27 protein-coding genes are annotated in these 26,292 nt (G+C 39.2%); 21 read left to right on the forward strand and 6 right to left on the reverse strand.

Features of this window, described 5'->3' with window-relative positions; translation table 11 throughout:
• The first annotated feature begins 40 nt into the window (after positions 1 to 40).
• The 4 genes from PU629_RS03270 (at position 41) to PU629_RS03285 (ending at position 2,694) form a co-directional block, all read left to right on the forward strand.
• A complete protein-coding gene (locus PU629_RS03270; protein WP_275282844.1) occupies positions 41 to 1,135 on the forward strand; it encodes a plasmid pRiA4b ORF-3 family protein in 1,095 nt (364 codons plus the stop codon).
• Positions 1,136 to 1,216: 81 nt separating this feature from the next.
• Positions 1,217 to 1,495 carry a hypothetical protein gene (locus tag PU629_RS03275; RefSeq protein WP_275282845.1) on the forward strand — a complete coding sequence of 93 codons (279 nt, stop codon included), beginning with the start codon at positions 1,217 to 1,219 and terminating at the stop codon, positions 1,493 to 1,495.
• Complete coding sequence (locus tag PU629_RS03280) at positions 1,476 to 1,829, forward strand: type II toxin-antitoxin system RelE/ParE family toxin (RefSeq protein ID WP_275282846.1); 354 nt, start codon at positions 1,476 to 1,478, stop codon at positions 1,827 to 1,829. The genes PU629_RS03275 and PU629_RS03280 overlap by 20 nt, the downstream gene beginning before the upstream one ends.
• 274 nt (positions 1,830 to 2,103) lie before the next feature.
• Complete coding sequence (locus PU629_RS03285; protein ID WP_275282847.1) at positions 2,104 to 2,694, forward strand: hypothetical protein; 591 nt, start codon at positions 2,104 to 2,106, stop codon at positions 2,692 to 2,694.
• On the opposite strand, the gene istB is transcribed toward PU629_RS03285, so the two are convergent.
• Both istB and istA read right to left on the reverse strand, forming a co-directional pair.
• Entirely contained in the window at positions 2,686 to 3,411 is a 726-nt protein-coding gene (istB, locus tag PU629_RS03290) for an IS21-like element helper ATPase IstB (protein ID WP_275282848.1), read from the reverse strand. The two genes, PU629_RS03285 and istB, sit on opposite strands and share 9 nt — an antisense overlap.
• Positions 3,408 to 4,829, reverse strand: a complete 1,422-nt coding sequence (istA, locus tag PU629_RS03295) for an IS21 family transposase (RefSeq protein WP_275282849.1) — start codon at positions 4,827 to 4,829, stop codon at positions 3,408 to 3,410. The genes istB and istA overlap by 4 nt, the downstream gene beginning before the upstream one ends.
• A 276-nt stretch (positions 4,830 to 5,105) precedes the next feature.
• Here istA and PU629_RS03300 point away from each other — a divergent pair, with 276 nt between their 5' ends.
• The 3 genes from PU629_RS03300 to PU629_RS03310 all read left to right on the forward strand — a co-directional run bounded on the left by PU629_RS03300 (position 5,106) and on the right by PU629_RS03310 (position 7,236).
• Positions 5,106 to 5,504, forward strand: coding sequence for a hypothetical protein (locus tag PU629_RS03300; RefSeq protein ID WP_275282850.1), 399 nt, complete (start codon positions 5,106 to 5,108; stop codon positions 5,502 to 5,504).
• Positions 5,505 to 6,040: 536 nt separating this feature from the next.
• Positions 6,041 to 6,952, forward strand: a complete 912-nt coding sequence (locus PU629_RS03305) for an LCP family protein (protein ID WP_275282851.1) — start codon at positions 6,041 to 6,043, stop codon at positions 6,950 to 6,952.
• 98 nt (positions 6,953 to 7,050) lie between these two features.
• On the forward strand, positions 7,051 to 7,236 hold the full coding sequence (locus tag PU629_RS03310; RefSeq protein ID WP_275282852.1) for a hypothetical protein: 186 nt from the start codon (positions 7,051 to 7,053) through the stop codon (positions 7,234 to 7,236).
• 318 nt (positions 7,237 to 7,554) lie between these two features.
• Here the strand turns inward: PU629_RS03310 and PU629_RS03315 are convergent, their stop codons facing one another.
• Together PU629_RS03315 and PU629_RS03320 are read right to left on the reverse strand one after the other, a co-directional pair.
• Complete coding sequence (locus PU629_RS03315; RefSeq protein WP_275282853.1) at positions 7,555 to 8,022, reverse strand: competence protein ComK; 468 nt, start codon at positions 8,020 to 8,022, stop codon at positions 7,555 to 7,557.
• Between the two features lie 93 nt (positions 8,023 to 8,115).
• Entirely contained in the window at positions 8,116 to 8,403 is a 288-nt protein-coding gene (locus PU629_RS03320) for a helix-turn-helix domain-containing protein (protein ID WP_275282854.1), read from the reverse strand.
• 472 nt (positions 8,404 to 8,875) lie between these two features.
• On the opposite strand from PU629_RS03320, the gene PU629_RS03325 reads away from it, so the two are divergent.
• The 3 genes from PU629_RS03325 to PU629_RS03335 all read left to right on the forward strand — a co-directional run bounded on the left by PU629_RS03325 (position 8,876) and on the right by PU629_RS03335 (position 12,221).
• Positions 8,876 to 9,502, forward strand: coding sequence for a glycosyltransferase family 2 protein (locus PU629_RS03325; protein ID WP_275282855.1), 627 nt, complete (start codon positions 8,876 to 8,878; stop codon positions 9,500 to 9,502).
• A gap of 168 nt (positions 9,503 to 9,670) precedes the next feature.
• Positions 9,671 to 10,741: a glycosyltransferase family 4 protein gene (locus PU629_RS03330; RefSeq protein ID WP_275282856.1), complete on the forward strand. Its 1,071-nt coding sequence runs from the start codon at positions 9,671 to 9,673 to the stop codon at positions 10,739 to 10,741.
• 265 nt (positions 10,742 to 11,006) lie between these two features.
• Entirely contained in the window at positions 11,007 to 12,221 is a 1,215-nt protein-coding gene (locus PU629_RS03335) for a hypothetical protein (RefSeq protein ID WP_275282857.1), read from the forward strand.
• Positions 12,222 to 12,338: 117 nt separating this feature from the next.
• Here the strand turns inward: PU629_RS03335 and PU629_RS03340 are convergent, their stop codons facing one another.
• Positions 12,339 to 12,512: a hypothetical protein gene (locus PU629_RS03340; RefSeq protein ID WP_275282858.1), complete on the reverse strand. Its 174-nt coding sequence runs from the start codon at positions 12,510 to 12,512 to the stop codon at positions 12,339 to 12,341.
• 261 nt (positions 12,513 to 12,773) lie between these two features.
• Here PU629_RS03340 and PU629_RS03345 point away from each other — a divergent pair, with 261 nt between their 5' ends.
• The 9 genes from PU629_RS03345 to PU629_RS03385 all read left to right on the forward strand — a co-directional run bounded on the left by PU629_RS03345 (position 12,774) and on the right by PU629_RS03385 (position 23,108).
• Positions 12,774 to 13,784 (forward strand): LacI family DNA-binding transcriptional regulator, encoded by a 1,011-nt coding sequence (locus PU629_RS03345; protein ID WP_275282859.1) that lies wholly within the window; start codon positions 12,774 to 12,776, stop codon positions 13,782 to 13,784.
• Between the two features lie 64 nt (positions 13,785 to 13,848).
• Positions 13,849 to 14,589 carry a 3-oxoacyl-ACP reductase FabG gene (gene fabG, locus PU629_RS03350; protein WP_275282860.1) on the forward strand — a complete coding sequence of 247 codons (741 nt, stop codon included), beginning with the start codon at positions 13,849 to 13,851 and terminating at the stop codon, positions 14,587 to 14,589.
• A 347-nt stretch (positions 14,590 to 14,936) separates the two neighbouring features.
• Positions 14,937 to 16,508, forward strand: a complete 1,572-nt coding sequence (locus PU629_RS03355; RefSeq protein WP_275282861.1) for an acyl CoA:acetate/3-ketoacid CoA transferase — start codon at positions 14,937 to 14,939, stop codon at positions 16,506 to 16,508.
• A 22-nt stretch (positions 16,509 to 16,530) separates the two neighbouring features.
• Positions 16,531 to 17,307 (forward strand): N-acyl homoserine lactonase family protein, encoded by a 777-nt coding sequence (locus PU629_RS03360; RefSeq protein WP_275282862.1) that lies wholly within the window; start codon positions 16,531 to 16,533, stop codon positions 17,305 to 17,307.
• A 15-nt stretch (positions 17,308 to 17,322) separates the two neighbouring features.
• Positions 17,323 to 18,711: an MFS transporter gene (locus PU629_RS03365; protein ID WP_275282863.1), complete on the forward strand. Its 1,389-nt coding sequence runs from the start codon at positions 17,323 to 17,325 to the stop codon at positions 18,709 to 18,711.
• Positions 18,712 to 18,851: 140 nt separating this feature from the next.
• On the forward strand, positions 18,852 to 20,426 hold the full coding sequence (locus tag PU629_RS03370) for an acyl CoA:acetate/3-ketoacid CoA transferase (protein WP_275282864.1): 1,575 nt from the start codon (positions 18,852 to 18,854) through the stop codon (positions 20,424 to 20,426).
• Between the two features lie 56 nt (positions 20,427 to 20,482).
• Entirely contained in the window at positions 20,483 to 21,673 is a 1,191-nt protein-coding gene (locus PU629_RS03375; RefSeq protein ID WP_275282865.1) for a thiolase family protein, read from the forward strand.
• 507 nt (positions 21,674 to 22,180) lie between these two features.
• A complete protein-coding gene (locus PU629_RS03380; RefSeq protein WP_275282866.1) occupies positions 22,181 to 22,294 on the forward strand; it encodes a putative holin-like toxin in 114 nt (37 codons plus the stop codon).
• Positions 22,295 to 22,757: 463 nt separating this feature from the next.
• Complete coding sequence (locus PU629_RS03385; protein ID WP_275282868.1) at positions 22,758 to 23,108, forward strand: ATP-binding protein; 351 nt, start codon at positions 22,758 to 22,760, stop codon at positions 23,106 to 23,108.
• Between the two features lie 318 nt (positions 23,109 to 23,426).
• Here the strand turns inward: PU629_RS03385 and PU629_RS22535 are convergent, their stop codons facing one another.
• Complete coding sequence (locus PU629_RS22535; protein ID WP_481900471.1) at positions 23,427 to 23,669, reverse strand: competence protein ComK; 243 nt, start codon at positions 23,667 to 23,669, stop codon at positions 23,427 to 23,429.
• Positions 23,670 to 23,968: 299 nt separating this feature from the next.
• Between PU629_RS22535 and PU629_RS03390 the strand changes: the two genes are divergently transcribed.
• Both PU629_RS03390 and PU629_RS03395 read left to right on the forward strand, forming a co-directional pair.
• Entirely contained in the window at positions 23,969 to 25,057 is a 1,089-nt protein-coding gene (locus PU629_RS03390) for a glycosyltransferase (protein ID WP_275282869.1), read from the forward strand.
• Between the two features lie 302 nt (positions 25,058 to 25,359).
• On the forward strand, positions 25,360 to 25,809 hold the full coding sequence (locus PU629_RS03395) for a GNAT family N-acetyltransferase (RefSeq protein ID WP_275282870.1): 450 nt from the start codon (positions 25,360 to 25,362) through the stop codon (positions 25,807 to 25,809).
• Positions 25,810 to 26,292 lie beyond the last annotated feature (483 nt).

The raw sequence follows: 26,292 nt of genomic DNA on the forward strand, positions 1-26,292 counted from the left end.
ATGATAGTGATACCAATTATAATAGAGGAATTGATAGTGGATGTATATACAGGCTACCAAAAAGTTATTAGATCAATTAGAGATCAAAGGAGCATCTCCTACTAGAGAAGAGGAGGCCCTTTTTACCTGGCACGCGAATCTCATCACGATTAATCGGAGAAAAACCGTTGTGCTTGTGAATGATGCCAGTCGTTATTGCTTAGTGCTATATGGAATGAAGAAAAAGGACTGGGAGTCATGGGAAACGCTGATCCTATCTGCCATACGTAAGGTGCTTCTTGATGAAGGAATTTCTGAAGAGGTGGTTGAACGCTATATAGAGCAGGCGGGATTGGTGGACACTTATAAGAGTAAGAATCGCCAAACCACTGCCTGGGTGAATAAAGCATGCGACTATGTTCAGTTGTTTGAATATGACTTTGATGAACACGCTTCTTTGGTACAGACGGAAATGAGTAAAAAAGTAAGCCGATATCTCGTTGGATTAGGTACAGGTACAAGTGACTATTTTGTCCCCTATGAACAAATGCTGAAGGATCTGGAAGCTTTTGCGGGAGGGCCAATCTTTAAAAGACAGGCTGTTGTTGTTCATATTCGAATGAGGCTTGAACACTTCCAAGTCTGGCGGCGTTTGTTGGTACCAACAGACATCAGTTTCTATTCTTTTCATGAGATCCTGCAGATCGCCTTCGGATGGACGAATTCCCATCTTCATGAGTTTGAGATTGTCTCGCTCAAAAATGAGAACAAGTCAATTGCCCTACTGGTACATGATGAAGAGGCTTTTGAATACGGGTATGAGACACCGATGTTTTGGGATACAGAAGTGCGTCTAACGGATTATCTCCCGCAGTTTCAGGTTGTCTATACGTATGATTATGGCGATAATTGGCAGCATGAGGTCGTCGTAGAAGACGTCCTTCAGGATTATGACAAACCCTTTGCTATTTGTTTAGATGGGGCTGGTGACCGTCCTCCAGAAGACGTCGGTGGTGAGGGCGGTTATGATGAGTTCAAGAAAGCTATGACCGATGACAGCCATCCCGAGCACTATAGCTTTAAAGAATGGGTAAGTACACAATGGGGTATAGAATTCGATTTAGATCATGTCAATCGTCGGTTGCGATATGTGTAAGCGGGGGACTTGATATTGTCGTAGTTAGCAAATGGAATTCACTAACATAAATTTGGTATAATTTAGCTGAGGTGATGGTAAATGAACACTTTAAGTGAAGAGGCTAAACAAGAATTAGTTAATGCATTAAATGGAAAGCAATCTGGGGTTTTTGTTGTAGATGGTAAATTAGTTTCCATTGAGATTGAGAGTAATGATTCTGATTCACATAATGATTTATCACATGAAGATTTATCACAGGAGATTGAAGGTTATCCTGAGTTAAAAGAATCATTGTTAAGGTATCTAGATAACCCTGGTATGAAGCGATTCAATGGAACTGAACTGAAAGCTAAGCGTCATGAAAAAAGAAAATTATAAGGGATTTAAAGTCCTTTTTACCGAAGAATTTGAATGGTGTTTAGACAAAATTCAACGATTTTTTTCTGAACAAGGGGAAGAAACCTTGCGTTGGTGGTACTCGAGAGAAGATGAAATCATCGAATACATTGAAACCAACCTTTCTGAAAATCCATTTATAGGTAGGGAAGTTGAGAGGGGGAGTTTTAAAGGTCTAAGAAGAATGACCTATGGGAAAAGCAAGCATGTCATGCTGAATTATATCATTTATTATGCTGTGTTTGAAAAAGATGGCTATGTAGATGTCATTAACATTCTCCCTTCAAGAACAGAACGTAAACGTATTCGGAAATAAGTGGATTCTACAGATAGTTTTTTGCATCAATAAAATATAATTTAGGAGCTTTTTGCATATGGGGATCCCGCTATATATGACAGGGGTTCTTTTTTATGCCAAAAAGAGGGAGGTGAAATCGGGGCATAAAGAGATGGTTACAGGCACGCCTCGGTTTTTAAGTTTTTTTATTATGAATCTTGTTATGGGCTTCCTCTCCTCAAAACATTTTCTGGAGGGTTCATTTTTTGGGTATAATCTTAGACAGTATGAATACTAAGAAAGGGAGACCGTTATGCCCACTTCACAAATTAATCCTTTTCTGATAAACCTTTTAAAGCATGAAGATCTAAAGGTGGAGGATTCACCGACAGTAAGTCAGTTACCAGGAAAATATACCCAACTCATTGTAAAGAATAAGAAATTGATTACGCCAATTATAAAAGAAAATCATCATATGATGACGTGTAAAAGCTGTGGTAGGAAAGGGAAATATGATGTCGGCCAATTAGTGATCAATGTGGAGGAAGAAGTGAAGCCTGCGCGTGCGTCTCGGCATATTCAAATGACTGGCTATTTTCGTTGTAAGCACTGCAATGCAGCGGGTGATTGGGAACTCCCAAGCAGCATTTATCTTCAATCTATAGTCAGTACCTTATCTATGGGCTCCTCAGAAACAACCATTGTGGGGAAGAGCCTTTTATTTGATGGAAGCTGGCATCTTTATTCAACAGATGCAGAGGTGCATTTATTGAGAATACTTGAGGAGAATCCGCATGATTCGTTTATTTGGAATCGACTTGTGTATTTTGCAATAGAAAAGTGCAGAGAAATGCAATTAAAAGTACAAAGTATTGCCACCCAAATTTTTTCGGTTTTAACGTGATTTTGACAATGCATTCGAAAGTCTATAACTCTCTCCTGAGAAGGTTAGAATGTGCGCATGATGGATCAGACGGTCAACTAAAGCTGCTGTTAACCTAGAATCAGTAAATATTCGATTCCATTGGCTAAACTCTAGATTTGAAGTGATGATCAAACTCTTTTGTTCATACCACTCTGCAATAAGTTGAAAGAGTAATTCGGAACCTTCCTTGCTAAAAGGAAGGTAGCCCATTTCATCTAAAATAACTAAATCAACCTTCTCGAGCCTCTTCCTAAATGCGTCTAATTTATTATTTCTCAAAGCGTGTTCTAACTGTTCTATTAGATGTGACACTCTAAAAAATCTAACTTCAAAACCCAACTCACATGCCTTGCGGCCTAGTCCGGTTGCCAAATGAGATTTGCCTGTTCCTGGCGAGCCAATCAATACCACATTCTGCTGTTTCGGTATAAAGTTTAGGCTCATCAATGAATCTTTATCTAATTGAGATGGAAAGCGGATATGATCATGCCATTCATAATTACTAATGGTCTTAGAGTCTAAAAACTTCGCGCTTTTTATGAGCCGTTGAACCTTCGCTTTTTCTCTTAGACGCAACTCTTCTGAAAACAATGCTTCTAAGTATTGTTCGGTTGAATTGAATGGTATTTTATCGTAGATGTCAGCGACATAAGCTAATCTCAAACCTTTGCACAAAGAACGAATTTGATCACTCATATGAGTTCACCTCCATCATCAGATGGAGCTAATGAGTCATACAAATTCCAGTTAACTCCATATGGATCTCCATTTTGTTCAGAAATCAAATCATAAAATTCTTCATTTATTCTCTTCATATCATGAGTCACCAAAAGGTTGACTAACTCTTTAAGTCTATCTTTTCTTAATGATAAATCGTCAACCATTAAATAATCTTTTATCCTACCGGGTAAATATCTCTGGTAACGTGAGTAGGCCACAATTCTTGGTTTTCGGATCCAATCTTTAACAACTGAAATCCATGGAATCGCTCGCTTATTATTCATATAAGGTCTGTAGTCTTCTAATAATATTTCACCGTTTGGTGAGACAGCTTTAAATCTATCCCAAGTGAGAATTAAATAGATACTCGAATAATTAGCTGCTCTCGGAATATGAATCAAAGCTTTATCTATTTGAGCCTCGTTGTATTTGTTCACTGTGATCTCATGTTCTTTGAAAACAGGATAGTTTTTTTGCGGTAACGCTAATAAATAGTTTGACTCTTGTTTCCAAAGCTCTTCAATCATAATTTCTTTTTCATAGTGCAGTCTCTTTCGATCATTGGATAACTGAACCCGAAGGGTTTCTGTTAACTCTTCAAAATTATTCATGACTGGAGAAACACTGAAAAAGTTATAACGAACATAGCCAACTTTATTTTCCACGTTTCCTTTTTCGTTTCCGCTGCGAGGATTACATACCTGTACATCAAAACCATAGTAATTCTTAAATTGTATAAAGGCATCTGTTAATTGAGCCTCAGCTGTTTTAGATCTTGTTTTCTTTACAGCGGGTGTTAAATTATCTATTCTAATTTTCCTTGGTACACCACCAGCTTGGTTAAATAGAATATTTAAACCTTGAAGAAAGCATTCCTGATTCTCTGAGGGTAGTGGGACGGCAAAAGCTGCATTACTATATGGGAATGACATAACTAGGGTATGTATATCTACAAATTCTCCATCTTTAACAGCTTCCATAATCCCAAAGTCCACTTGCGCTTCACTAGGTGGATGTTCCAGCCGATCAAAACCTCTATCCGTTCCATCCTCGTTATGGCTATTCTCCCAATCCGTTATAAAATAACAAACAGTTCTATAGGATCCTTTAAAACCCAATTCTTTAAGTTCTTTAAATAGCTCCTTTTTTGTGCGACGCAATTTTTTCTTTAACTTTAGATCCTCAATCAGCCAATCAGAAACGATCTCTCCCCAATGTTCTTGATACATCATTCCTTCTTTAGACTTTATCTTTGATTGGGGGATCTGATCTTCATCAGCGTATTTTTTAGCAGTTCGCCAATTGATTCCTAATGTTTCCTGGATTTTTGTTATCGATAAACCTTTGTTGTTTCGTAAGTGTTTGATACAATTAATATCAGACATTGCTAGCATCCTTCCGTTACCTCCACTGAATTGATTCGACACCAATAACAGTAGAGTGACTTGGGGTGGCTGGCAAGTCTTTTTTTTATTTACACTCTATTAATTAATAAAGTGCAGGACTCTGCATTTTTTCCTTTGCAAAGCTCTGCACTTTTATTTTGCCATACACAACTTGGAAATTTGTACAATAAAGGAAACAGGCCAGAGTTAGCGGCGAGTGTCTTTGAACATTCAATCTCTGTGGACCCAAGTCAAGTGGAATCTCACTTTACCTTGGGGGATTTGTTGTGCCAAATTGATCGGTTGGAAGAAGCGGGCTTTCATTTCCGCCAAATGCTCATCCATGCCGAATCCTACAATAAACTTCCGGCCTTAAAATTAAGGAGCTTGCTCGCAAATGGAATTGGACAATTACTTTTGATACATGAACAGACAAACGGTGACATTCCTTTTATACCTTCAATTGAAGAAGGACTGGACTCGGAAATAAGAGAGACATTAATGACTTTTTTGGAAGTGCCGCTTGAGATTGATCCTGATGATATCAAATCTTTTTTACCATTAGCTGAGATTTATATGGGTAACCATGCTAAAGAAATCCCTTCTTATAATAGAACATTTAAGTTAAAGAGTTCTTCAAACAAAGCATCCAGGCTAAAGAAGAAGAAAAGGAAGAAAAGATAGGGGTTGGTGCCTGCCACCAGCCGAATTACATACATCTGTATTTTTGAAAGAGAAAAGATTCTGAACGATAGTCGTTTGGTAATTTACGATAAAATCAGAGTCTAGTTTCTTAAACCCTTGCTGGTGCTGGATCGGAGCATAATTTTATGGAAAAATATGTAAATCTGTTCAAGAACTGACAGTCCCAAAAAATGTTCAGATTTGTCTAACGGTGTTCAGGTATGAGCACTACCCTCCTGCTGTAGTGCTGCATTTGTATTCTTTTTATTTATTGATACATTTTTTAAAACGAATGTAGTTGGTAAGAGAGAAATCCCTAATCTTTACCTTTAATTGTGTAATAAATAAGGATACCTAAACGGCGCTTAATACTGTATATTTAAGAGTAGTTTTTGTTTAATTACAATGATAGATAGTCTAAATGTAAACTAATGTATGTAAATTTGTTGGGTGGATCATAGGAGAAAGATAGAGGAGAACTATGAAGAAAAAAATGGAAAATAGTTGGTTTTAGCTTTTTAGGACTCATTATTCTTGTGACTGCAGCCATTGGAATTGAGTATTATCAGCTAAAGCCTACAAATCACTTCAAATCTGTTCCGGTTGTTTCTTCGGGGAAAAGTACAGGGAAAACCAGTACAAATCAGCAAAGCAATAAAAAGCAGTCAACTAATCCAAAAGACCTTGCGTTTAATGTTTTAATAATGGGTTCTGATGCACGACCGGGGGATAAGATTGGTCATTCCGACAGCATGCTGTTGGCACATGTTGATTTGGGAAAGAATCAAATCAATGTGGTAAGCATTCCGCGTGATACACGTGTCTACTTAGATGGTTACGGCTATACCAAACTGACAAGCGTCCAGTATATTTTACAGGCTACTAAAGGTCCTAAGCAAGGCATAGAAGGGGCCGTTAATGCGATCAGTAAATTGACAGGGGTTCCGATCAATTATTATGCGGAAACGAATTTTGATGGCCTTCAATCGATGGTCGATGCGGTTGGCGGAATCAATTTGGATGTACCAGAGACCATTAAAATCAATAACCAAGTGTTTCAGGCAGGCAATCATTTTGTTAACGGGAAGACGGCTTTAGCCATTGCTCGTGAACGCCATTCCGCTGCGGATGGCGATTATGCGCGGCAAATGGCTCAATTAGAAGTGTTAAAAGGGATTGGGAAGAGAGCGCTTAGCCCAAGTAATATTTCTAAGCTGCCTTCACTTGTTAAATCCATAAACAAATTTATGATTGGCACAAATATGTCCACATCCGATATGGTGAGTCTGGGTCTTGCTGTGAAGACTATTAATCCATCCAAACAAGTCCACTATCAGCAAATTCCTGGGACAGGGAAAGTTATGTACGATGATATTCTTAAAGCGAACAATGATGAGATCGTCATCAATCAGCAAAAAATGAAAAGCATTATCGCTAAAAATTTCTAATAAGACATTTTTAATTTCAATGAAGGGGTGTAACTAATTGCCTGAGAGTCAGGTGGTTAGTTATCACCTCTTTTTTGAGATGTCACGGAGGATATCTAATGACTAGTAAAAAGATTGAAAGTGAAGAACTAAGAGATCACCAAATAGACTGGAATACTAATGATTTAAAACAAATCCTACTAAAAGCTTTTAGTCTTGCAGAAAACTCAAAAAGCGTGACGACGAGAGAAATGACTCGTTTTATTGAGAAAGAAATAAATAGGCTGACTAAGATTTACCAATGATATTTGTCCACAAAAAGGTTGTTTTAAAGCTGAAAAAAATCGATCGGCTGTTTTTACAGCTTTAAAGCAGCCAACTCCAAAAAACATAAAGAATCTTGATAGAATTGCCGTCAGGGCTTCTCTAACACCTATTCCTTGGTTTAGCTTTCCCTTTGTATGAGGGAAAGGCTACCTGCCACAATACATAATGAGAAACTAATCAGGCAGTGACAAAGCAACGGCATGAAGACAGCCTTTTAGACATGACTAAGGGTTTAAAATTTCACATCCTGTCTGCTGTGAGTGTAAGGAACGAATGAAGTTTCCAGCTTTCATGTCTTATGAAAATCTCACAATACAAAACGATGTTCGGTGCATTTGTTTTTCAAGAATAGGATAAGAGATGGATAGTTCGAGAGGGTCTTGTCCGTTTTTGAAGTAGACAAGTGATTGGGTGGTTTTACTAGGATGAGGTTTAATCTGACGGACGTGCTGGTAGAAGATCCAATGGCAGTCATATTGGCTGGGTGAAAGAGTTGGAAAGGCGAAAATCCCTTTGTTTGGAGCAATGGGAATCGGGACCTTGTGCTTAGCACCAGTTTGATGAATCACCGCCAGGCGTCTCCCATCGTAAGTTGCCCCTCCCTCCATACAGGCTGGTTCGATCAACTCCAAAGGCCGCTTATTAACGTAAAGAACTTGATCGGTTTCATAGATAATGGTTTGATAATCGAAGTGCTTGGCTGGTGCTAATGCAGTCGTGTTGGAATTAATCTCGTAAAAATCGGAAACGTTTACATTTGTCATGAGGGATCGCTCCTTTAAATGGGGTGGGTAATGAGAAGAAATAGGTTTAGGTTTAAAAACGGTGGTAGGGAGAAGGGATTTCGGGTAGAAGTGCTAATTGTTTGTCTCTTTATCAGTTAATTCTTTTTTATATTTAATCATTTTCTGAAAGATATACGTGTTTTCTGGGGTGACTATTTGCTGAAGGGAAATTTCTAGTCCAACCAGGAGATTAACAAGAGTTTCAAAATCGAACGGTGAAAGCCCTCTTTCGATGAAACTAATTTGTTTATTAGATACACCAGATTTATGCTCAAGATCATAAATAGTCATATTCTTAGAGATACGAATCGCTCTAATTTCTTTTCCTATTTCAATTAAGAGTTCATTAAAATATCTCATAATAGTTAGTCTCCTTAATTTAATTATCAAGGGGACTATCTGGAATCTCCATTACCTGCAGGTAAAGTATTGGGAATATATGTAATTTATACTGAGCTTTTTTTGATAAAATGTTTTTGAAAAGCCAAGTTTATTTTAAATGATTAGAGCTTCTTCGATATTGCCGTTGGCGGTGAGATAGAGCGGGATTCCCTACAATAAGAGAAGAAGGGTGAGAGAAGGGAATGGCTAGCGTGTCAGTACGCTGTGACTCACTCATGGCGGGTGCGGCAGGCTTGTTTTCTTTTCATAGTAGAAGGGGGTTTAATGGGCGTGGTCTTTGAAAGGTCTGAGCGTCGTGGCTATCAAGGTTCACTTGGTGTCTAATATTACTCTAGCACTAATAGTTATTGTTTCACTATATCTTCTAGAGCCATGCCTCATCCTTTATAATAGAATTAGAAAAGAAACTTAAGATTAATGGGGTGATGGTATGTCATCTTTTTCAATTGTCATTCCAGCCTATAATGAAGCGGAATCTATAAAAGGTGTACTGACAGACTTGGTGGAAAGAACGGCTGCGGACATTATTGTGGTGGATGACGGCAGTACAGATGGAACGGCTGAATTGGTTGAGGCGATAGTGGGTGTAAGATTACTAAGACAAGCGGTAAATGGTGGGCCTATTCAAGCGATAATGGATGGAATGAAAGCAGCTAACCATCCGGTGGTCGTAACGATGGACGCTGATGGGCAGCACCCGATCGATCGGATAGACGCCATTGTCGAGCCAATTATGAGAAATGAGGCTGATCTCGTATTGGGGGTTCGCTCGGAATTGCCTAGACTCGGGGAAAAGGTGATGGCTAAGGTTGCCGGAGTGTCGGATGCTACAACCGGATTTAGAGCTTATAGAAAAGAACTCTATCCATTACTAGAAAACGACTATGTATACGGTGGCGTTAGTATTATACGCGCCAAACAACGAAATCTTAGACTATTAGAAGTACCCATTGAGGTTAATCCACGAGTGGCAGGTGCCTCTGTGCACTCGAATTGGAACATCCTTAAGAAATCCATGATATTTGCGATGGAGCGAGCATTAGGAAGGATTCACTGAAACGCGGGGACGGTTCTTGTGTTTCATGATTAACGATGATAATAAGTAACCTTTACTAGTTTCTAGGTGTGTGATACCCTTAATTTCGGTATGTCCAATTTTACTAGAATAGTTAATGTTTCTATATAAACGAACTAAAAGAATAAGGCCGCTGAAAGGGAAGGGAAAATGGAAGTATTTATTAACGGTAGGTTTCTAACGCAAAGAATTACCGGTGTTCAACGAGTTGCTCATCAAATCGTAAAAGCATTAGATCAAAAAGCAAAAGATCTTTCTTTTAATATAACGATTCTTACTCCTGAGCCTATTGATCACGATCAATTACCGCTCAAAAACATAGCCATCAAGAAAGTGGGATTTTTAAAGGGCCACCTTTGGGAACAGCTGAATTTGCCGTTTTACTCAAGGGGGAATGTTTTAATTGATTTCTGTAATACTGGACCCATCTTAAAAAGAAAGCAAATAGTCTATTTGCATGATGCCTCCATTTATTCGCAGCCAGATGGCTATTCAAAAAAGTTTATTTTGTGGTATAAATTTCTTTACACATTTTTATCCCGGTTTAGTCAACGCGTGATAACGGTATCTCACTTTTCAAAGGATGAGCTTATTAAGTTTCTGCCATCTTTAAAAGAGAAAACTAAAGTGACACACATCGCAGCCAATCATTTTGATAAAGTGGGTACGGACGAGAGCGTATTATCCCAATATCATATAGATAAAAACAATTATTTATTAGCAGTCAGCAGCTTGCATCCGAATAAAAACTTCAAGATTATCCTTGAAGCTCTGGAAAAGATGGAAACCTTTAAAGGTCAGGTTGTGATAGCGGGGAATAATGACAATAAGGTGTTCTCTAAGGTTAATTTTGATAACTCGGAAAATGTCAAAATGGTTGGATATGTCACTGATGAGCAGCTGAAATCACTCTATCAGAATGCTAAGGGATTTATCTTTCCTTCTTTATATGAGGGCTTTGGGCTCCCGCCTCTTGAAGCTATGTCTCAAGGCTGTCCCGTTATCGCCTCAACAGCTGCCTCTATCCCGGAAGTTTGTTCATATGGGGCCCTTTATTTTGATCCATATGATGCCAATGATCTTATTAATCAAATCAACCGGCTTTTTAACCATGAGGATGAATACAAATCGCTAAGAGAACAAGGTCTAAGACGAAGCAAGGAATTCTCCTGGGAGAAAACCACAGATGGTTTAATTGAAGAGATTAAGAGTATGTTGTAATAGCATCCTCTGTTTTGAAATGAGGGCTTATAAAAAACAAGAAAGGACGTACATCTATTTAAGATGTAGGTCCTTAATTATTTTCTAGAGTTTATCTCTCCTTATGACCTAAAAATACTGTAGTAGGGCTGAATAAACAAAAAAATTTGGTTATAAAATAAGGTGAAACTTTTAGGATAGAATTAATAAAATGGCATGGAAGAATGCTAAACATAAATTGGTAGGATTTGTATAGAATCAAAAAATAAGAGAGGTTGATAGGTTAATGCCAAGTTGGACTCTAGATGAAAATGAAAAATGCATAAGGAAGATGACAGATTATCGAGAGTATATGGAGACACACACCGAGGATAGATCTGTTTGGTGGACTAATTTTGTTGAGGAAAATAGAGATTACTTTAATGAAGTAATTTCCAATCATAATAATAGTTCAGCAGTGGGACAACATATGGACTACTTGGATGAAGTCACTGATGGTAGAAGACCTTTGGATAAAACAGCCAAAAAAGACCATTGTTATTTTGAAATATTACCTAAGGGTAAGCAATTTTTAGAAGGAATTTTTGTAGGTCTATATGATGTTCAGAGAAATTCTAATGTTGGTAATAGAAATTTAAGCAATAAGAAGAATAAGCCATCATCTAATAGCATAGAAGAGGTGTATTTATCAAAAGATGACTACGAATTATTTGAATGCTTCTTTCAGTACGGTGATATTGAACGTGCTGATTTGGTCTTTGTTGGACGAGAAGAAGGATTGGCACGTGAATCAGCTCAAAAAAATTTTGAGGAACGTCTAGAGTTATTTCGTTCTAATAATGATGGATTGGGATATATTGAGCAAGATAGAGATAAACTAGGTGGATTTTATGTCAAAGATATCGGTATCTATGACAGTGAGTCAGGGGACAGTCCTTTTGACCAAGTAATGCGCTATCAAACTCGTATAAAATATTTGTTAGATCATAACTTTAAACTAGGAAATAATCTAAAAAAGTATAGGGAAGACGTTCTTCACCGCCCGGACTCAAAAACTGCCATGTTTGATTATTTCCCTCTACCAAAACAAGGTAATTTCTCTTATCAGTTATCCGAAGAGCTACCATTTACCAAAAGAACATATTCGGAATATCAAAAAAGCGAACAATCTAGGCGGAAGAAACTTATTAAAGAAATGTATGATCGTTACCCTATGAAAGTTAGCTGGGTGTATGCAGGAATTGAAAATCATGGTTTCAGACTACAATCCGTATATGAAGATTTAGGATTTGAGTTTGAAGAAGAAATAAAAATTGAACCACATGAGGATTATAAAGATTTAGTGCCAAGAAGTAATAAAATTTCTCGCTTTTTTAAAATTGGAAAAAGAAAAGGAGAAAATCAATTTGTAATACTGACACCATTCTTAGGAAATAGGCAAATTAATAATGATGAAGTCGATGCAATCACTACTTGGGTTGCTGCATTCTTAAAGAAATAAATTATAAAGGCGCCCGCCAATGGGTGTCTTTATGCTTTACTCTTATCAAACTCTTTATAAGGGAACTCCTAATAAATACACTCTCTTTATTTAAACATTTTTATTGCTTCGTTTTTCTCAATTACAAGCTTTATTATTTGCAATATATTTTCTTAATATCTCTCTTGCTCTATACCTGTCATAAGGCATTTTACCAGCTGCTTTTTTAATTAGAGTTTCTGCATTTGAAGAGAGAGCTATATTGAGATAATCCAAAGCATCATTAACATTAGATAATGTTGCCCCTTGCATCGAAAAGTACCTCAATAAAAATAATTTTAAAATTTATAAATAATATTGACAATTCATTAAAAGTGTATTAACCTCTTTATTAGCGAAACGTTTAGCTAAACGTTTAGATGGTCGGTCGAAATTAATCGGCAGCGTTTTCAATCAACTGAAACGAATTAGTTGAACCGAGACCAAATCATCGGAGTCACATCGAATTGCAATCTGATGTAACTTCCCTTACTATACACATATAGCTAAACGTTTCGCTGGGAGTTGAGGATAATGGTAACAATTAAAGATGTAGCCAAAAAAGCTAATGTATCAATCGCAACAGTTTCAGCAGTCATCAATAATAACAAATTTGTTAGTGATCAACTGAAAGAAAGGGTTGAGCAAGCGATCCAAGAGATTGGGTATCGGCCTAATCGAGTGGCCAGAAGTTTGAAGAAGAAGGAAACTCATCTGATCGGTGTTGTTGTTACAGAAATTACGAACCCTTTTTATCCATTAATGTTGAAGGGTGTCGAGGATATTGCACTTTTAAATAAGTATAAGCCTATGCTTTGCACGACAGATGATGATTCCAAAAAAGAATTTGAACTCATTCAATCAATGGTTGATCAAGGCGTGGATGGTGTCATCTTAGCCACTGTCGATAAGGAACATTCACGCAGTGTCCAGTTTTTAGAACAAGAAAAGATTCCTCATGTTTTGATTAATAGAGCTCCATTTAATTACGACGGAAACCTAGTCAGAATCAATAGTTATCGAGTCGGGGAATTGGCCACGGAATTCCTGCTCAACCAAGGCCACAGGGATATTGCCATTATCGTTGGAAATCGTCTAAATAGTTGGGAACGTGAAAAAGGATTTAAAGAGACTCTTCTAAAACAGGGGATTGTCCCCAAAGATAATCGAATCATTCAGAGTGAATATAACATGAAAAGCGCTTATCGAGATATTCAAACGTTAATCGAAAAAGGTGACTTGCCTACAGCGATTTTTGCAGTAAGTGATGTCATGGCTTTCGGGACAATAAAAGCATTATTAGATCATGGCCTCAAAGTGCCTCAAGATATCTCAGTCATTGGATCCGATAACATCACATTTTCCGAGGACTTTCGGATTCCATTAACGACAGTGGATGCCAAGGCCTATGAGATTGGAAAAATGGGATGCAAACTGTTAGTAGACCTGCTCCAAATGAATAAAGAAGATAAGGGTACACAACAATTAATCGAGCCAGAACTAGTAATTAGAGAAAGTTGCCGTTCATTAATGACAACTAACTAACTAGATAATAAATTTACTGTTTTTTAATTTATTGTATTTTCGGATAATAAGAGGAGGATGAGAGATGATTGATTTAACAGGAAAAGTCACGATCGTTACAGGAGCAGCCAGAGGACTGGGTAAAGGTATTGCTGAAAAATTAGCTTCTTTAGGTGCACATGTTGTGGTTAGTGATATGAATCCAGAGGGAACTGAAGCAACAGTTTCTGAAATAACTAAGCGTGGAGATCGTGCTGAAGCGTTTCTTTGTAATGTGGCCAATAAAGAAGAAGCGAGATCTTTAGTTGAAGAGACCGTCAAGAAACATGGGAAACTCGACATTCTTGTTAATAACGCGGGAATAAACCGAGATGCCATGCTGCACAAGATGGATCATGAACAGTGGGATCGTGTGATTAGCGTTAACTTAACAGGCGTCTTTAATACGATGCAACCTGCAAGCGCTGTCATGAGAGAGCAAGAAAATGGGCGTATTGTAAATATCTCTTCAGCAAGCTGGCTTGGGAATGTCGGTCAGGCTAATTATGCTGCTGCAAAAGCCGGTGTGGTGGGCATTACAAAAACAGCAGCAAGAGAATTAGGCAGAAAAAATGTCACAGTGAATGCGATTTGCCCTGGATTTATCGATACAGATATGACACGCGGTGTTCCAGAAAAGGTATGGGACATGATGATTTCAAAAATTCCAATGGGAAGAGCCGGCAAACCTGAGGATGTGGCGAACTGCATTGCTTTCCTTGCTTCCGATCAAGCTTCTTACATTAACGGTGAAGTGATAAACGTTGGTGGAGGAATGGTTTTATAAAACCAATTTCCACAAGGAAGATCAAAATGAAAGCCCTTAATAAAGCTGCGGTTAGTGGTGGATGGCTCTATTCCAGAGATTTATTTTATTAGAAGCCTGAAGGTCGTGCTGATGCTATGACATTTGGTAAAGTTACTGGATGGGCGTCACCATCGTAGGAATCAAGAAGTATCGCAAGTAGTAAGGGGTGGCTGGCGGATTGCCCACGGAAAGCGAGTGCACTGGAGCGGAAATCAACAGTCAATTTTAACAGAACCTAATAAAATAGATTGCGTTTTTTGGATGTTTTGACAGCGCTATGATGAATTTGTTCAGTGAATGTCAAAATTGAAAGGGGGAATTGTGGGATGACAACAAAGATAAATGAAAAGGAGCTTGCAAGCAGCATCCCGGATGGAAGCACCATTGGTTTAGTTGGATTCGGCGGGATGGGACAATGCGACAAAATTTTAAAAGCCATCGGACATCAATTTACAGAAACGGGTTCTCCTCATGATCTGACTGTTTTTCACACTGCTGGGCAGTCAGACAAATCGAATGGCATTGAACATATTGCTAAAGAAGGTCTTCTTTCTCGGGTCATTGGCGGTCACTGGGGACTTGCTCCAAAGATGAGGGAGTTAATTGAGGAAAATAAAATTGAATGCCATTGCTGGCCCCAAGGCCAATTAACCCACTTATTACGGGCCATGGCCAATCGGCTTCCAGGTCAGCTTTCTCCGATCGGCCTTGGGACGTTTGTTGATCCCCGTGTTGAGGGGGGGAAGATCAATAATCGGGCAAAAGCCACAGATGATTTAATTAAAGTGATCCATATCGATCAGGAAGAACTTTTATTATATCCTTCTATCCCATTGGATTATGTGTTTATTCGTGCAACGAGTATGGATGAAGATGGGAATTTAACAACCGAAGAGGAGCCATTGAAGCTGGAAATTATTTCTGCTGCCCACGCTGCAAAAGCGTATGGCGGCAAAGTTATCGCTCAAGTCAAGTATCTCGCATCCAAGCAATCCTTCCATCCAAAAGATGTCGTTGTTCCAGGTTACCTCATCGATCATTATGTTCTCGTTGATGATCCGGAAACAGAACACCGGCAAGTTCCAAGTACGGTTTATTCACCTATATTCTCAGGGGATGTACGGACCCCAAATAGAAGTCTTGCACCTCTTCCCTTAAATGTGCGAAAGGTGATCGGCAGGAGAGCTGTGAAAGAGTTGATGCCATCTGCTGTAGTCAATTTAGGGATCGGGATACCTGGTGATGTTATTGGCGGAATTATTAATGAAGAAGGATTAAATGAATTTATGACATTGACCCTTGAATCCGGGATCGTAGGCGGCATCCCTGTAGGCGGCAATGAATTTGGAGTTGCCCGTAATGCCAGTGCGATTTTAGATCATGAGTATTTATTTGATTACTATCACGGTGCAGGGATTGACATTACGTTTATGGGAGCAGCTGAAATCGATGCCTTTGGTAATGTAAATGTCTCTAAGTTTGGTGATCGAATTGTAGGCTGTGGCGGGTTTATAGATATTACGCAATCTGCTAAGAGAGTGGTTTTTTGTACGACGTTTACAAGCGGTGGTTTAGACATCTTGATTAAGGACGGACAATTAAAAATTAATCAGGAAGGTAAATTTAAAAAATTAACAAAGCATGTCAATCAGATTACGTTTAGCGGAAAGTATGCCTCTGATCATTCAAAAGATGTGATGTATGTAACAGAACGGGCTGTCTTTGTTCTTACAAAAGATGGTTTGGTTTTAACAGAAATAGCCCCAGGGATTGACCTTCGTCAAGATATTTTGGACCAAATGGAGTTTGAGCCGATGATCGCAAGTAACTTGAAAGAAATGGATCCATCCATTTTTCAAGATATATTAAGAGAATCCGGTCAAGTGGAAGTCCATTAAAAAGAGGGAAGGCGAGATAATCATGAGTCAAAAATGGAAAGCAACCGCTTTAAGAATGGGAGAACTTTATGTTGAAAAGTCATCACTAACCTATCAAAAAGATGTTGGTGACTATTTATGGATCCCGATGTGGGCAACAGCTATAACAGATGGTACCCATAGCATTTTGGTGGATACAGGCATACATGATTTGAACTGGGTAGAAAAAAATATTGGTCCTTGCCGCCAAAGTGAGGATGAGTATCTTGTAGAGGCTTTAAATAAAGGGGTCGGATGGTCGCCAGACGATGTTGACATTGTCATCAATACGCATCTTCATTACGATCACTGTGGCAATAATCGTTTGTTTCCCAATGCCAAATTTGTTGTACAGAGAAGAGAGTGGGAAGCGGCCCATAATCCAATTCCTTGTCAGGAACCTATCTACTTTAATGAACTATTTGATACAAGTGCCGTCAATTATTTCAATTGGATATTTGTAGATGGCGAAGAAGAAGTTGTTCCGGGTGTCAAAGTCTTTTTAACACCGGGCCATTCAGAAGGACACCAATCTGTCTTAGTGGATACTGAAGAAGGTATATTGTGTGTCGCAGGTGACGTTTCGAATCTGATTGAAAACATTCAAGAAAATCTTCCAGCGGGGATTCTAACGTGTACCAAGGAAATGTATAAGGGAATGGAAGATGTAAGAGAAAGGGCAGAGCTGATCTTGCCTGGTCATGACCTTTATATTCAGAAATATCAAAATTCTAATTTTCCAGCCATCAAAAAAAGTTCTGTAAAAAAGTATGACAGGTAGAGAGGAAGTGGAGATATGACTATGAAAAATACCGCTGAACAAATCAATACACCTGTTAAATCCAAAAAAAGGATCGTCCCTCATGCACCTAAACTATCATGGGTGGCTTTACTATTCCTTTGGTTAATCTTTGCGATGAATGCCACCAGCAGAGAAATTATGAACCGGGTCATGCCGGCCATTGTGAATGAATATCACCTCTCAGCTGATGTTGTCGGGACAATCGTTTCCGTGATCATGGTTGCAACTGGAGCATTCTCGATTTTGGGGGCAGCATGGTCAGATAAAAAAGGTCAAGGTTGGGCCAGAAAATACAGTGGTATTTGGATGGCCTTAGGATATACGTTATTTTCTATTCTTACAGGGGTATCCGTTCTTACGTCAGCAGCAACCGGCTTTGTCATTTTGCAGGTTATCAAAAATGCTTTTGGCGGAGTAGGAGAGTCCATCGAAGTGACAACCGTATCAGAGTGGTGGCCGAAAGAAAGAAGAGGATTTGCATTAGGCGCTCACCATTCTGCGTATCCATGGGGGACTTTGTTTAGTGGTCTATTAATTTCTCTTATTCTATTACTTTCACATGGAAATTGGAGAATGCCCTTTCTTATTATCCCGTTATTAATTATCCCGATATACATTGGTTATTGGGTGTTCTCTTCCTCTAAAAACTTCAAGAGATATGAGCAGGACACTAAAAAAATGAATTTAACGCCTTCTCTTGAATCGGGACATGTACACGGGTCAAATAAAGGCGCAATTTTAGAATCCTTAAAGAATCCAAATATATTAGTAGGAACCCTTTGTGTACTTTTGGCAGAAGCAGCTTTTACAGGTCTTAATTTTTGGCTAGCCCCATATCTCGCCTTTGTTGGTCATTTCAGCTATGCCGCTGCAGCTGGCTGGTCAGTTGTTTTTACGATTACAGGTGGAATTGGTCAGATTTTTTGGGGAAGTATTTCCGATGTAATAGGTCGCAAGAGAACCATGTTGATTGCTTTTGCTTGGCTGACAATTGCATTAGTTCTCTTCCAATTCAGTGCATATAGTATTTTCTTATTAGTGGCTATTCAACTATTTGCAGGTTGTTGTACGAATGCCATTTTCCCAGTCATTTTTTCTCTAGTAACAGATTCCGCAAAAAAGGGTTATACCGGCACTGCGATGGGAATTGCCGAAACTGGGATGTACATCGGTGGTGCTTCTCCTTTAGTTTTGGGCTTCTTCATTAATGCCGGCGGCGGTTGGAATGCTCAAGGCGGTTATATTTCTGGTCTATACTTCTTAGCTTTCTGTATGATTGCTGCGTTCATTTTAACCATCTTCTTCACTAGAGAAACAGTTGGAAAAAGACGCGGAAAAGACTGGGCGTTAGTTGGTAAAAAATCTTGCGGAATTGATAAGTAATCTACGTAAAAGTTTAGTGTTGATTTAAACACTTCTATGCGGACAGTATGTACCTGCGTAATTAAAAGCAACCGTTTACTTACTAAATCAAACTTATCTATGAAATGTAACTATGAGTTATGAGAAAGGGAGTTCAAGTTTTGAAAGCTCATTTCATTAAGGCGGATCACGTAACAGATTTTATAAAAGATGGCAGTACCGTAGCGACTGTTGGGATGACATTAGTGGGGGCCTCTGAAGCTATTCTTAAAGAAATCGAAGAGAGTTTCTTAAATACAGGTCATCCCCGCAATCTCACGTTGGTTCATTCAGCAGGCCAAAGTGATCGGAAAGATGGCATTCAGCATTTTGCTCATGAAGGATTAGTGACAAGGATTATCGGCTCACACTGGGGGTTGCAGCCTAGGTGGATGGATATGATTGCCAATAATAAAGTGGAAGCGTTTTGTTTGCCCCAAGGCCAAATTGCCCAGTTATACCGATCGATGGCGTGCGGACTTCCAGGAAAGATGAGCAAAGCGGGGCTAGGGACTTTTGTCGATCCAAGGATTGAAGGTGGAAAAATGAATGAGAGATCAAAAGAATTAGAAGATCTCTCAGAAATTATCCACTATGACGAGGAAGAGTACATGTTTTATAAGAAAATCCCATTAGATGTCTGTATTATTCGAGGGACAACAGCTGATGAGATGGGTAATATTTCAATGGAAGAAGAGGCCATGAAGTTAGAGGTCTTGCCTGCGGTGCTGGCAACGAAACGATTTGGCGGGAAGGTAATCGTCCAGGTTAAACGGGTTGCTGAAACGGGGGCCCTCCATCCAAAAAATATTGTTGTTCCAGGTGTTTTTGTCGATGCAATTGTAGTTTGCGAAAATCCAGAGGAAGATCATCGCCAAACTTCATCCTGGTATTATGATCCTTCTTATTCAGGCGACTTAAGGGTTCCGCAGGACTCTATCCCCCCTTTGAGTTTAACGATTCGCAAGTTTATTGGCAGACGAGCGATGCTTGAAATTAAGAAAGGGGATGTGATCAATCTAGGGACCGGAATCCCAAATGATGTCATAGGAAAGATCGCTAACGAAGAAGGTGTTTCCAACGATTTTATGATCACGGTAGAATCCGGAATATATGGAGGAGTTCAGGCAGGCGGTATTGATTTTGGGATTGGCCAAAATGCTTATGCCATGCTCTCGCATGTTGATCAAATGGACTACTACAATGGTGCCGGTGTCGATGTGACGTTTATGGGTGCAGGTGAACTAGACGGTGAAGGCAATGTTAATGCGACCAAAATGGGGCCTTTATGTACGGGGGCAGGCGGCTTTATTGACATTACTCAAAACGCTAAAAAAGTCGTGTTTTGTGCAACCTTCAATACAGGGGGAGCCAAGATTGGCTTTGAAAATAGTCAAGTCAAGATTGAGGAAGACGGATCCATCAAGAAAATGGTTTTAAAGGTGTCACAGATCTCTTTTAATGGACAATTAGCCCGTGAAAAAGGCCAGGAGGTTCTCTTTGTTACAGAGCGAGCTGTTTTTAAATTAGTAAAAGAAGGTGTGATGTTGATTGAAATTGCACCGGGTGTGGATTTACAAAAAGATGTGTTAGATCAGATGGATTTTCAACCGATCATCAGCAGCGAGTTAAAGGTGATGGACAATCGGTTATTTGAAGATGGTGTATTTGGAATTAATGAGATAATGGCAGATTAATAGAGATTAGCAAATAACTGAAGTTTTATGATGAGTTTTATTAGGAGGGGAATTTAATGAGTGATTTAAAAGAAGTTGTAATTGTATCTGGTGCGAGAACGGCGATCGGGAAATTTGGTGGAAGTTTAAAAGATGTTCATCCGACTGATCTTGCAGCAACTGTTGTGAAGGAAGTTGTCAAGCGTGCGGGAGTGCCTTCGGATTGTGTCGATGAACTAATAGTTGGAAATGTTGGACAAATCGCTGAGAATGGTTTTATTGGCAGAGTGGTTTCCTTAAAATCAGATTTACCGGAGGAAACAACAGCCTATTCCGTAAACAGACAATGTGGCTCAGGCCTGCAAGCCATTGTCGATGCTATGCTTGAAATTCAGACGGGAAATGCAGATGTGGTGGTAGCTTGCGGAACAGAGAATATGTCCCAATTACCTTACTATGACAAGGGCTCTCGTTTTGGTTATAAGATGGGAAATGGTGTTCTAGAGGATGGACTATTAACGATTTTAACCTGGCCAGGCGGACCTTATCATAATGGTTTAACTGCAGAAAATGTTGCAGATCGTTACGATGTATCCCGTGAAGAACAGGATCAATTTGCTTTAAACAGTCAAGAAAAGGCACTGTCTGCGATTCAAAATGGAAAATTCAAGGATGAAATTGTCCCTATTGAATTAAAAGATCGAAAAGGCAATATCAGTATTTTTGATACAGATGAGCATCCTAGAGAAGGCGTCAACATGGAGAAATTAGCCAAGCTCAAGCCCGCATTTAAAGAAGGCGGTTCAGTTACAGCAGCGAATTCTTCAGGCATTAATGATGGCGCTGCGGCAGTTGTCATGATGTCGAAGGAAAAAGCAGAAGAATTAGGTGTAAAACCCATTATAACAATAAAAGGCTATGCTGTTGCAGGAAATAGTCCCGAAGTAATGGGGTATGCGCCTAAGTTGTCTACCGAAAAGTTAGCCAAAAAGTTAAATCTAGATTTAAAAGAAATTGAGATATTTGAAATCAACGAAGCCTTTGCTTCACAAGCGCATGCCGTTGTCAGAGACTTAGAGATTGACCCTGAAAAAGTGAATGTCAATGGTGGAGCCGTTAGTCTGGGCCACCCAGTCGGAGCAACCGGTACAATTTTGACCGTTAAAATGATGTATGAAATGCAGCGCTCTAACCTAAACAAAGGAATCGTCGCTATGTGTATCGGCGGAGGCCAAGGCATATCCGCCTACTTTGAAAGATGTGAATGAAGCAGGAAGCGTGGGGACGGATCTTTTAGGGGACAATCGGAAATTTTGCACGAGAGAAGGCATAACTAGCAGTTAGTTTCTGCCAATTGTGCCTTCTCTTAACCATAAGGAATCCATCATACCGCAAAATATTTGATTGCCCGAGAAGAATGAAGTCGCGGACCTCCCTCTATGGGAATTCATCGTTCCCCATCTTTTAGTTATTCTCTATTATTGGTGCTCTTAAAGATTTAGCGATGCTCATTTCAGCAATGTTTAATGATAGAATCGTGTAAAAGGGTACAGGATCCCTCCTCCCCACTAAAGAGGCTTTTATAAAAAGTTATTAAATTCGGCAACTTAAGGCAATCCAAAGCTTAGGACGGTGCCTGTCACCACCTGAATTTTGCCGAAAAATATATAGAACATATATTCCCATAAGAAGTTTCTCTGTGATAAAATTATGATAGCAACTACATAAAGCGGATGAGCGGTTGGCACTCCCTTATAGGAAAGGGGGTGTTATTAATGGTGACATTTGAAGCAATGAACATGCTCTTTCAATTTGGCATCTTCTTAGCCACGGTTTTAACAGCTATGGTTGGGATAATTGCGCTCGTCGCCAACAGAAAAAAGAAGTAATCGCCTCCGCTTGGGACTAGTGGAATTGGCGTTTACTTCTTTTTAGTAATGCTAGTTATCGTCGGTCAGCCGTTCTTGAAGCGGCATGTATGTTGCAACCGACTGAGCGTTCCAGCGCTCAGTCACTTTTTATTCTATAGTTATTATAGAAAAGATATTCATTGAAATCAATATTTAGGAAGTTGCTTATCACCACTCGGATTTTGTCGAAAAATCGTTATAGTAATGTGGAAGGTATGCTGCCAGCTATTTTGTCTGCCAAAAGACAAGGTTTTAAGGTTCTGTATGTCCCTCCCTTATTAGATGTTCCAATTCATAGGATTAAACGGATTGAAAGTCGATTTGTTCATTCAATAGAAGACGTGATCGAGTCCTTTTCGGGGCAACTGTCGACATTTCAGTTCTCGCACGTTCCCTCTTCTTCAGAACTGCCATCTTCCTCATTTAGAAAGATTTTAAACTCATGAGCGGGCATGAACAAGCAAAGTGGGCTTTGGAACTTTCCGCTGCGGGTGGGCACAATGTGTTGATGTCTGGACCACCTGGTTGTGGTAAGCGTTTGTTATCAGAATGCTATCCCTCTTTATTACCAAACCTATCACCAGAGGAACAATTTGAAGTGCTTTCTATTTACCAATTAGCGGGTGTATCCATTCCAGCACCGCATTTCGCATTTACCCCCTTATCGATCCCCTCATCATTCGGCCTTTTCTGTCGCTTTAATCGGTGGAGGGTCTCATCCAAGCCAGGTGAAGTGTCACTTGCCCATCGAGATGTCTTATTTTTAGATGAGATGGGGGAATTTCCTAATTGAACCTTAGATATGCAGAGGCAACCGATTGAAACTGGAAGGGTTACGATAAGCCGAGCCACTGCTACCGTCATGTATCACTCATAACAATCATCGTTACTCATTTTTTCGACTTCCATCAATAAAAATTTTCTATTTCCGACTTGGATGTATGAATGCCCTAGACAGAATTGCCTTTTTTTATTTGTTCTTATTCAACTCTTATAGGTTCCATCTACATCACCGACTTTGATTTGTTTGCTTTCATGATAAGTTAATGGGGAGTGTCTTTCATCACTTGAAGCGAATTCGTCCCTATTGTTAGGCTTTAAGAGAATCTAACTATACAAAGCGCTGTTCGGTGCAATTGTTTTCAAGAATAGGATACGAGATGGATAATTCGAGAGGGTCTTGTCCGTTTTTGAAGTAGACAAGTGAGTGGTTGGCTTTACTAGGATGAGGTTTAATCTGGCGGACGTGCTGGTAGAAGATCCAGTGGGAATTATACAGGGTGGGTGAGAGGGTAGGAAAGGCGTAAATCCCTTTGTTAGGCACAAAATAGGGATCGGGACCTTCGCTTGTCACCGCTTTGATGGATCACCGCCATGCGCCTTCCATCATAAGTTGACTCACCAGGGGGGAGGAGAAAATTAATAGGAAACGCGGCCATGTAAGTTATGTTAGTTGGAGCACTGCTCATGTCTCCATTTTTTTTTACTTGTCTAGATTATTTCTTTATTCGCTTTTAAATTTGGTATAGTGAAAGTAAACCTAAGCTCTATTAGTAGTAGCGTATCAGGGCAAGCTAGTAATGTGAAGGATCGGTATACATAAATGAGAGTCGTTTGTTGCGTTAAAAATCTTTATGTTAAGAGGAATTAAAAATGAAAAAGATTGCTTATTATATTTCAGATTATGGATTTGGTCATGGGGCAAGAAGTGTGGCTGTCATTCGTCGTTTACTTGAATGGTCTAAGGATGTTCACCTAACCGTTTGTACGTCTTATAGTTTGCCTTTTATCAAACGGTCCTTAGGGGATGATAACCAGCAAGTGGGCTATCGACATGTTGAGAATGATATCGGTTTTCGTTTGCTGCCAAACAGTGTGCTGCCGGATGTGGAGGGCTTTCGAGAAGACTATTTTAACTATATTGAGCGCTCCTCGAGTTATATTGAACAAGAAAAGCAGTTTTTACTAGAAAACGAGATTGACCTTGTCATAGGGGATATCCCGCCATTTCCGTTTGTTGCGGCTAAAGAGGCAAACATCCCAAGCATCGGCATCTCGAATTTTTCATGGTATACCGTGTATAAAGACTGGCTTTCACCAAGTGACTTGTCGGTGTCAAAGGAAGCCTATGAATGTATGGATCTGTTTATAGAGTTGGCGGGCAGTCAGGAGCCTCATTGGGGGAAATCGGAGCCCGTTCAAGTGGATTTCTTCTCACGACATATTGATCAAGAGCGTGTAAGCGATATAAGAAAACAAATAGACCCAACCGGAACTAAGCACATTGTTTATTTTGGCTTAGGAATGAAGATTCAAGTGGACCTCTTGCAGAACTTGCCTATTTGGCAAAGCCCCAATTGTTTGTTTATAGTGGCTAGTAATGCGGCGATTGAAGGCGATCATGTATTCAAGATACCTATTGAGGATACAGAAACCCAGAATTATATTGCGGCAGCTGATCTAGTTATTTCAAAGCCAGGATGGGGGACGCTCAGTGAGGCGATTCAAGGACATGTGCCGCTTCTCATCATCAACCGGTCGACTATGATTGAGGATCAAAACAATATCCGCTTGCTTCAAGACCGAGACCGTTGCGCCCTTATTAATTGGGAGGACTTTAAGCAGTTTACTTTGACTGACACGTTCTTGGCTGAAGTGAAGCAACAGGCTCACATACAGACAGCAGACGGTGAACAAGAACTTGACAAGATTGCGAAAACAGTCACGGGATGGCTGAAGTGAAACGCGGGGACGGTTCTTGCGTTTCACGAGTAGGCTTCAATAGTAAGACCCGCTTAAGCTTCAATCGCGGTGCGGATTGCACTCCCAATTAAGTTGTTATTTTAAGTTCCTCTCCCAAAACTGAACACGTTACTTTTGATATGTTAATTTACTTGTTATTTATAATGCTGATTTTTCGGTGTTATTTGGATTTTACCGGGCGTTTTGGAATTTTATGTAAAGCATTAGAGAATGTGAAGGTTTGCACTTAAAGAATAGGTTTAGAGGAAGAAATATTATAATAATTTTAAAGGGGAAATTTAATGAGTAATGAAAAGGTAAGAATTGAAGGGTTAGACTCAGAAAACTGGTACGAGTGTTGTGCATTAGAAGTATCCGAAGAACAAAGGGATTTTATCGAATCAAACGCTATTTCAATTGCACAGTCTAAATTTGAATCAACGCTTAAGCCTTATGCTATTTATTTCGAAGATCAAATTGCAGGGTTTTTAATGTTTAATTCAGTTCCAGAAGAATTGGATGGTTATTGGATTTATAGAATAATGGTTGATAAAAAGTACCAAGGCAAAGGTATTGGTAAAGCGGCAACCGAGTTGATGATCTCTGAAATGGCTAAGTTGCCAAATGTAAATAAAATTGTAGTGGGTTATCATCCAGAAAACCAAGGAGCACATAAACTTTATCAAAGTCTCGGTTTTATTGATGAAGGTGAAAGATTCGGAAAAGAAATGGCAGTCATCAAATACTTATGATGGACTGTGCCTGTCACCTCCCGAATCGTGATCGTGTTTTTAAAAAAAGAGCTTTTTATTAAAGTGATTTTTGATGTGGGTGGTGAATTAAAAAGATTTCAATCTGATTCATTGTTATTCGGTAAAAAACTTTATAGAAATGATCACCATTCTTCGGTCAACAGGCATTTTTTTAATAAGAACATGTCGACCAGGAATGTCAATTGAGAAATCCTGTTTTGTGAAATAGAATTGAATGGTTTCCTTTAAGTAAGCGGCTATTGGTGGAGTTCAATGCTATCTCTCCAACGATCTAAAGCGACTAAGGAAGTAATAGCTGATTTTCTCCATCCTATTTTCATGTGTTAGTTCTCTAACATTTATTTATGTCTTCTTCTGTTAGTATTGGATTGTTTTCATTTAAGGCTGCCATTAATTGCTTTTCCTCTTCCGGGTCTGTCACTTAATGACGGCAAATGAAGTTTTAACTATTGTATTAACAGC

Source organism: Pullulanibacillus sp. KACC 23026 (assembly GCF_029094525.1).
GTDB lineage: Bacteria > Bacillota > Bacilli > Bacillales > Sporolactobacillaceae > KACC-23026.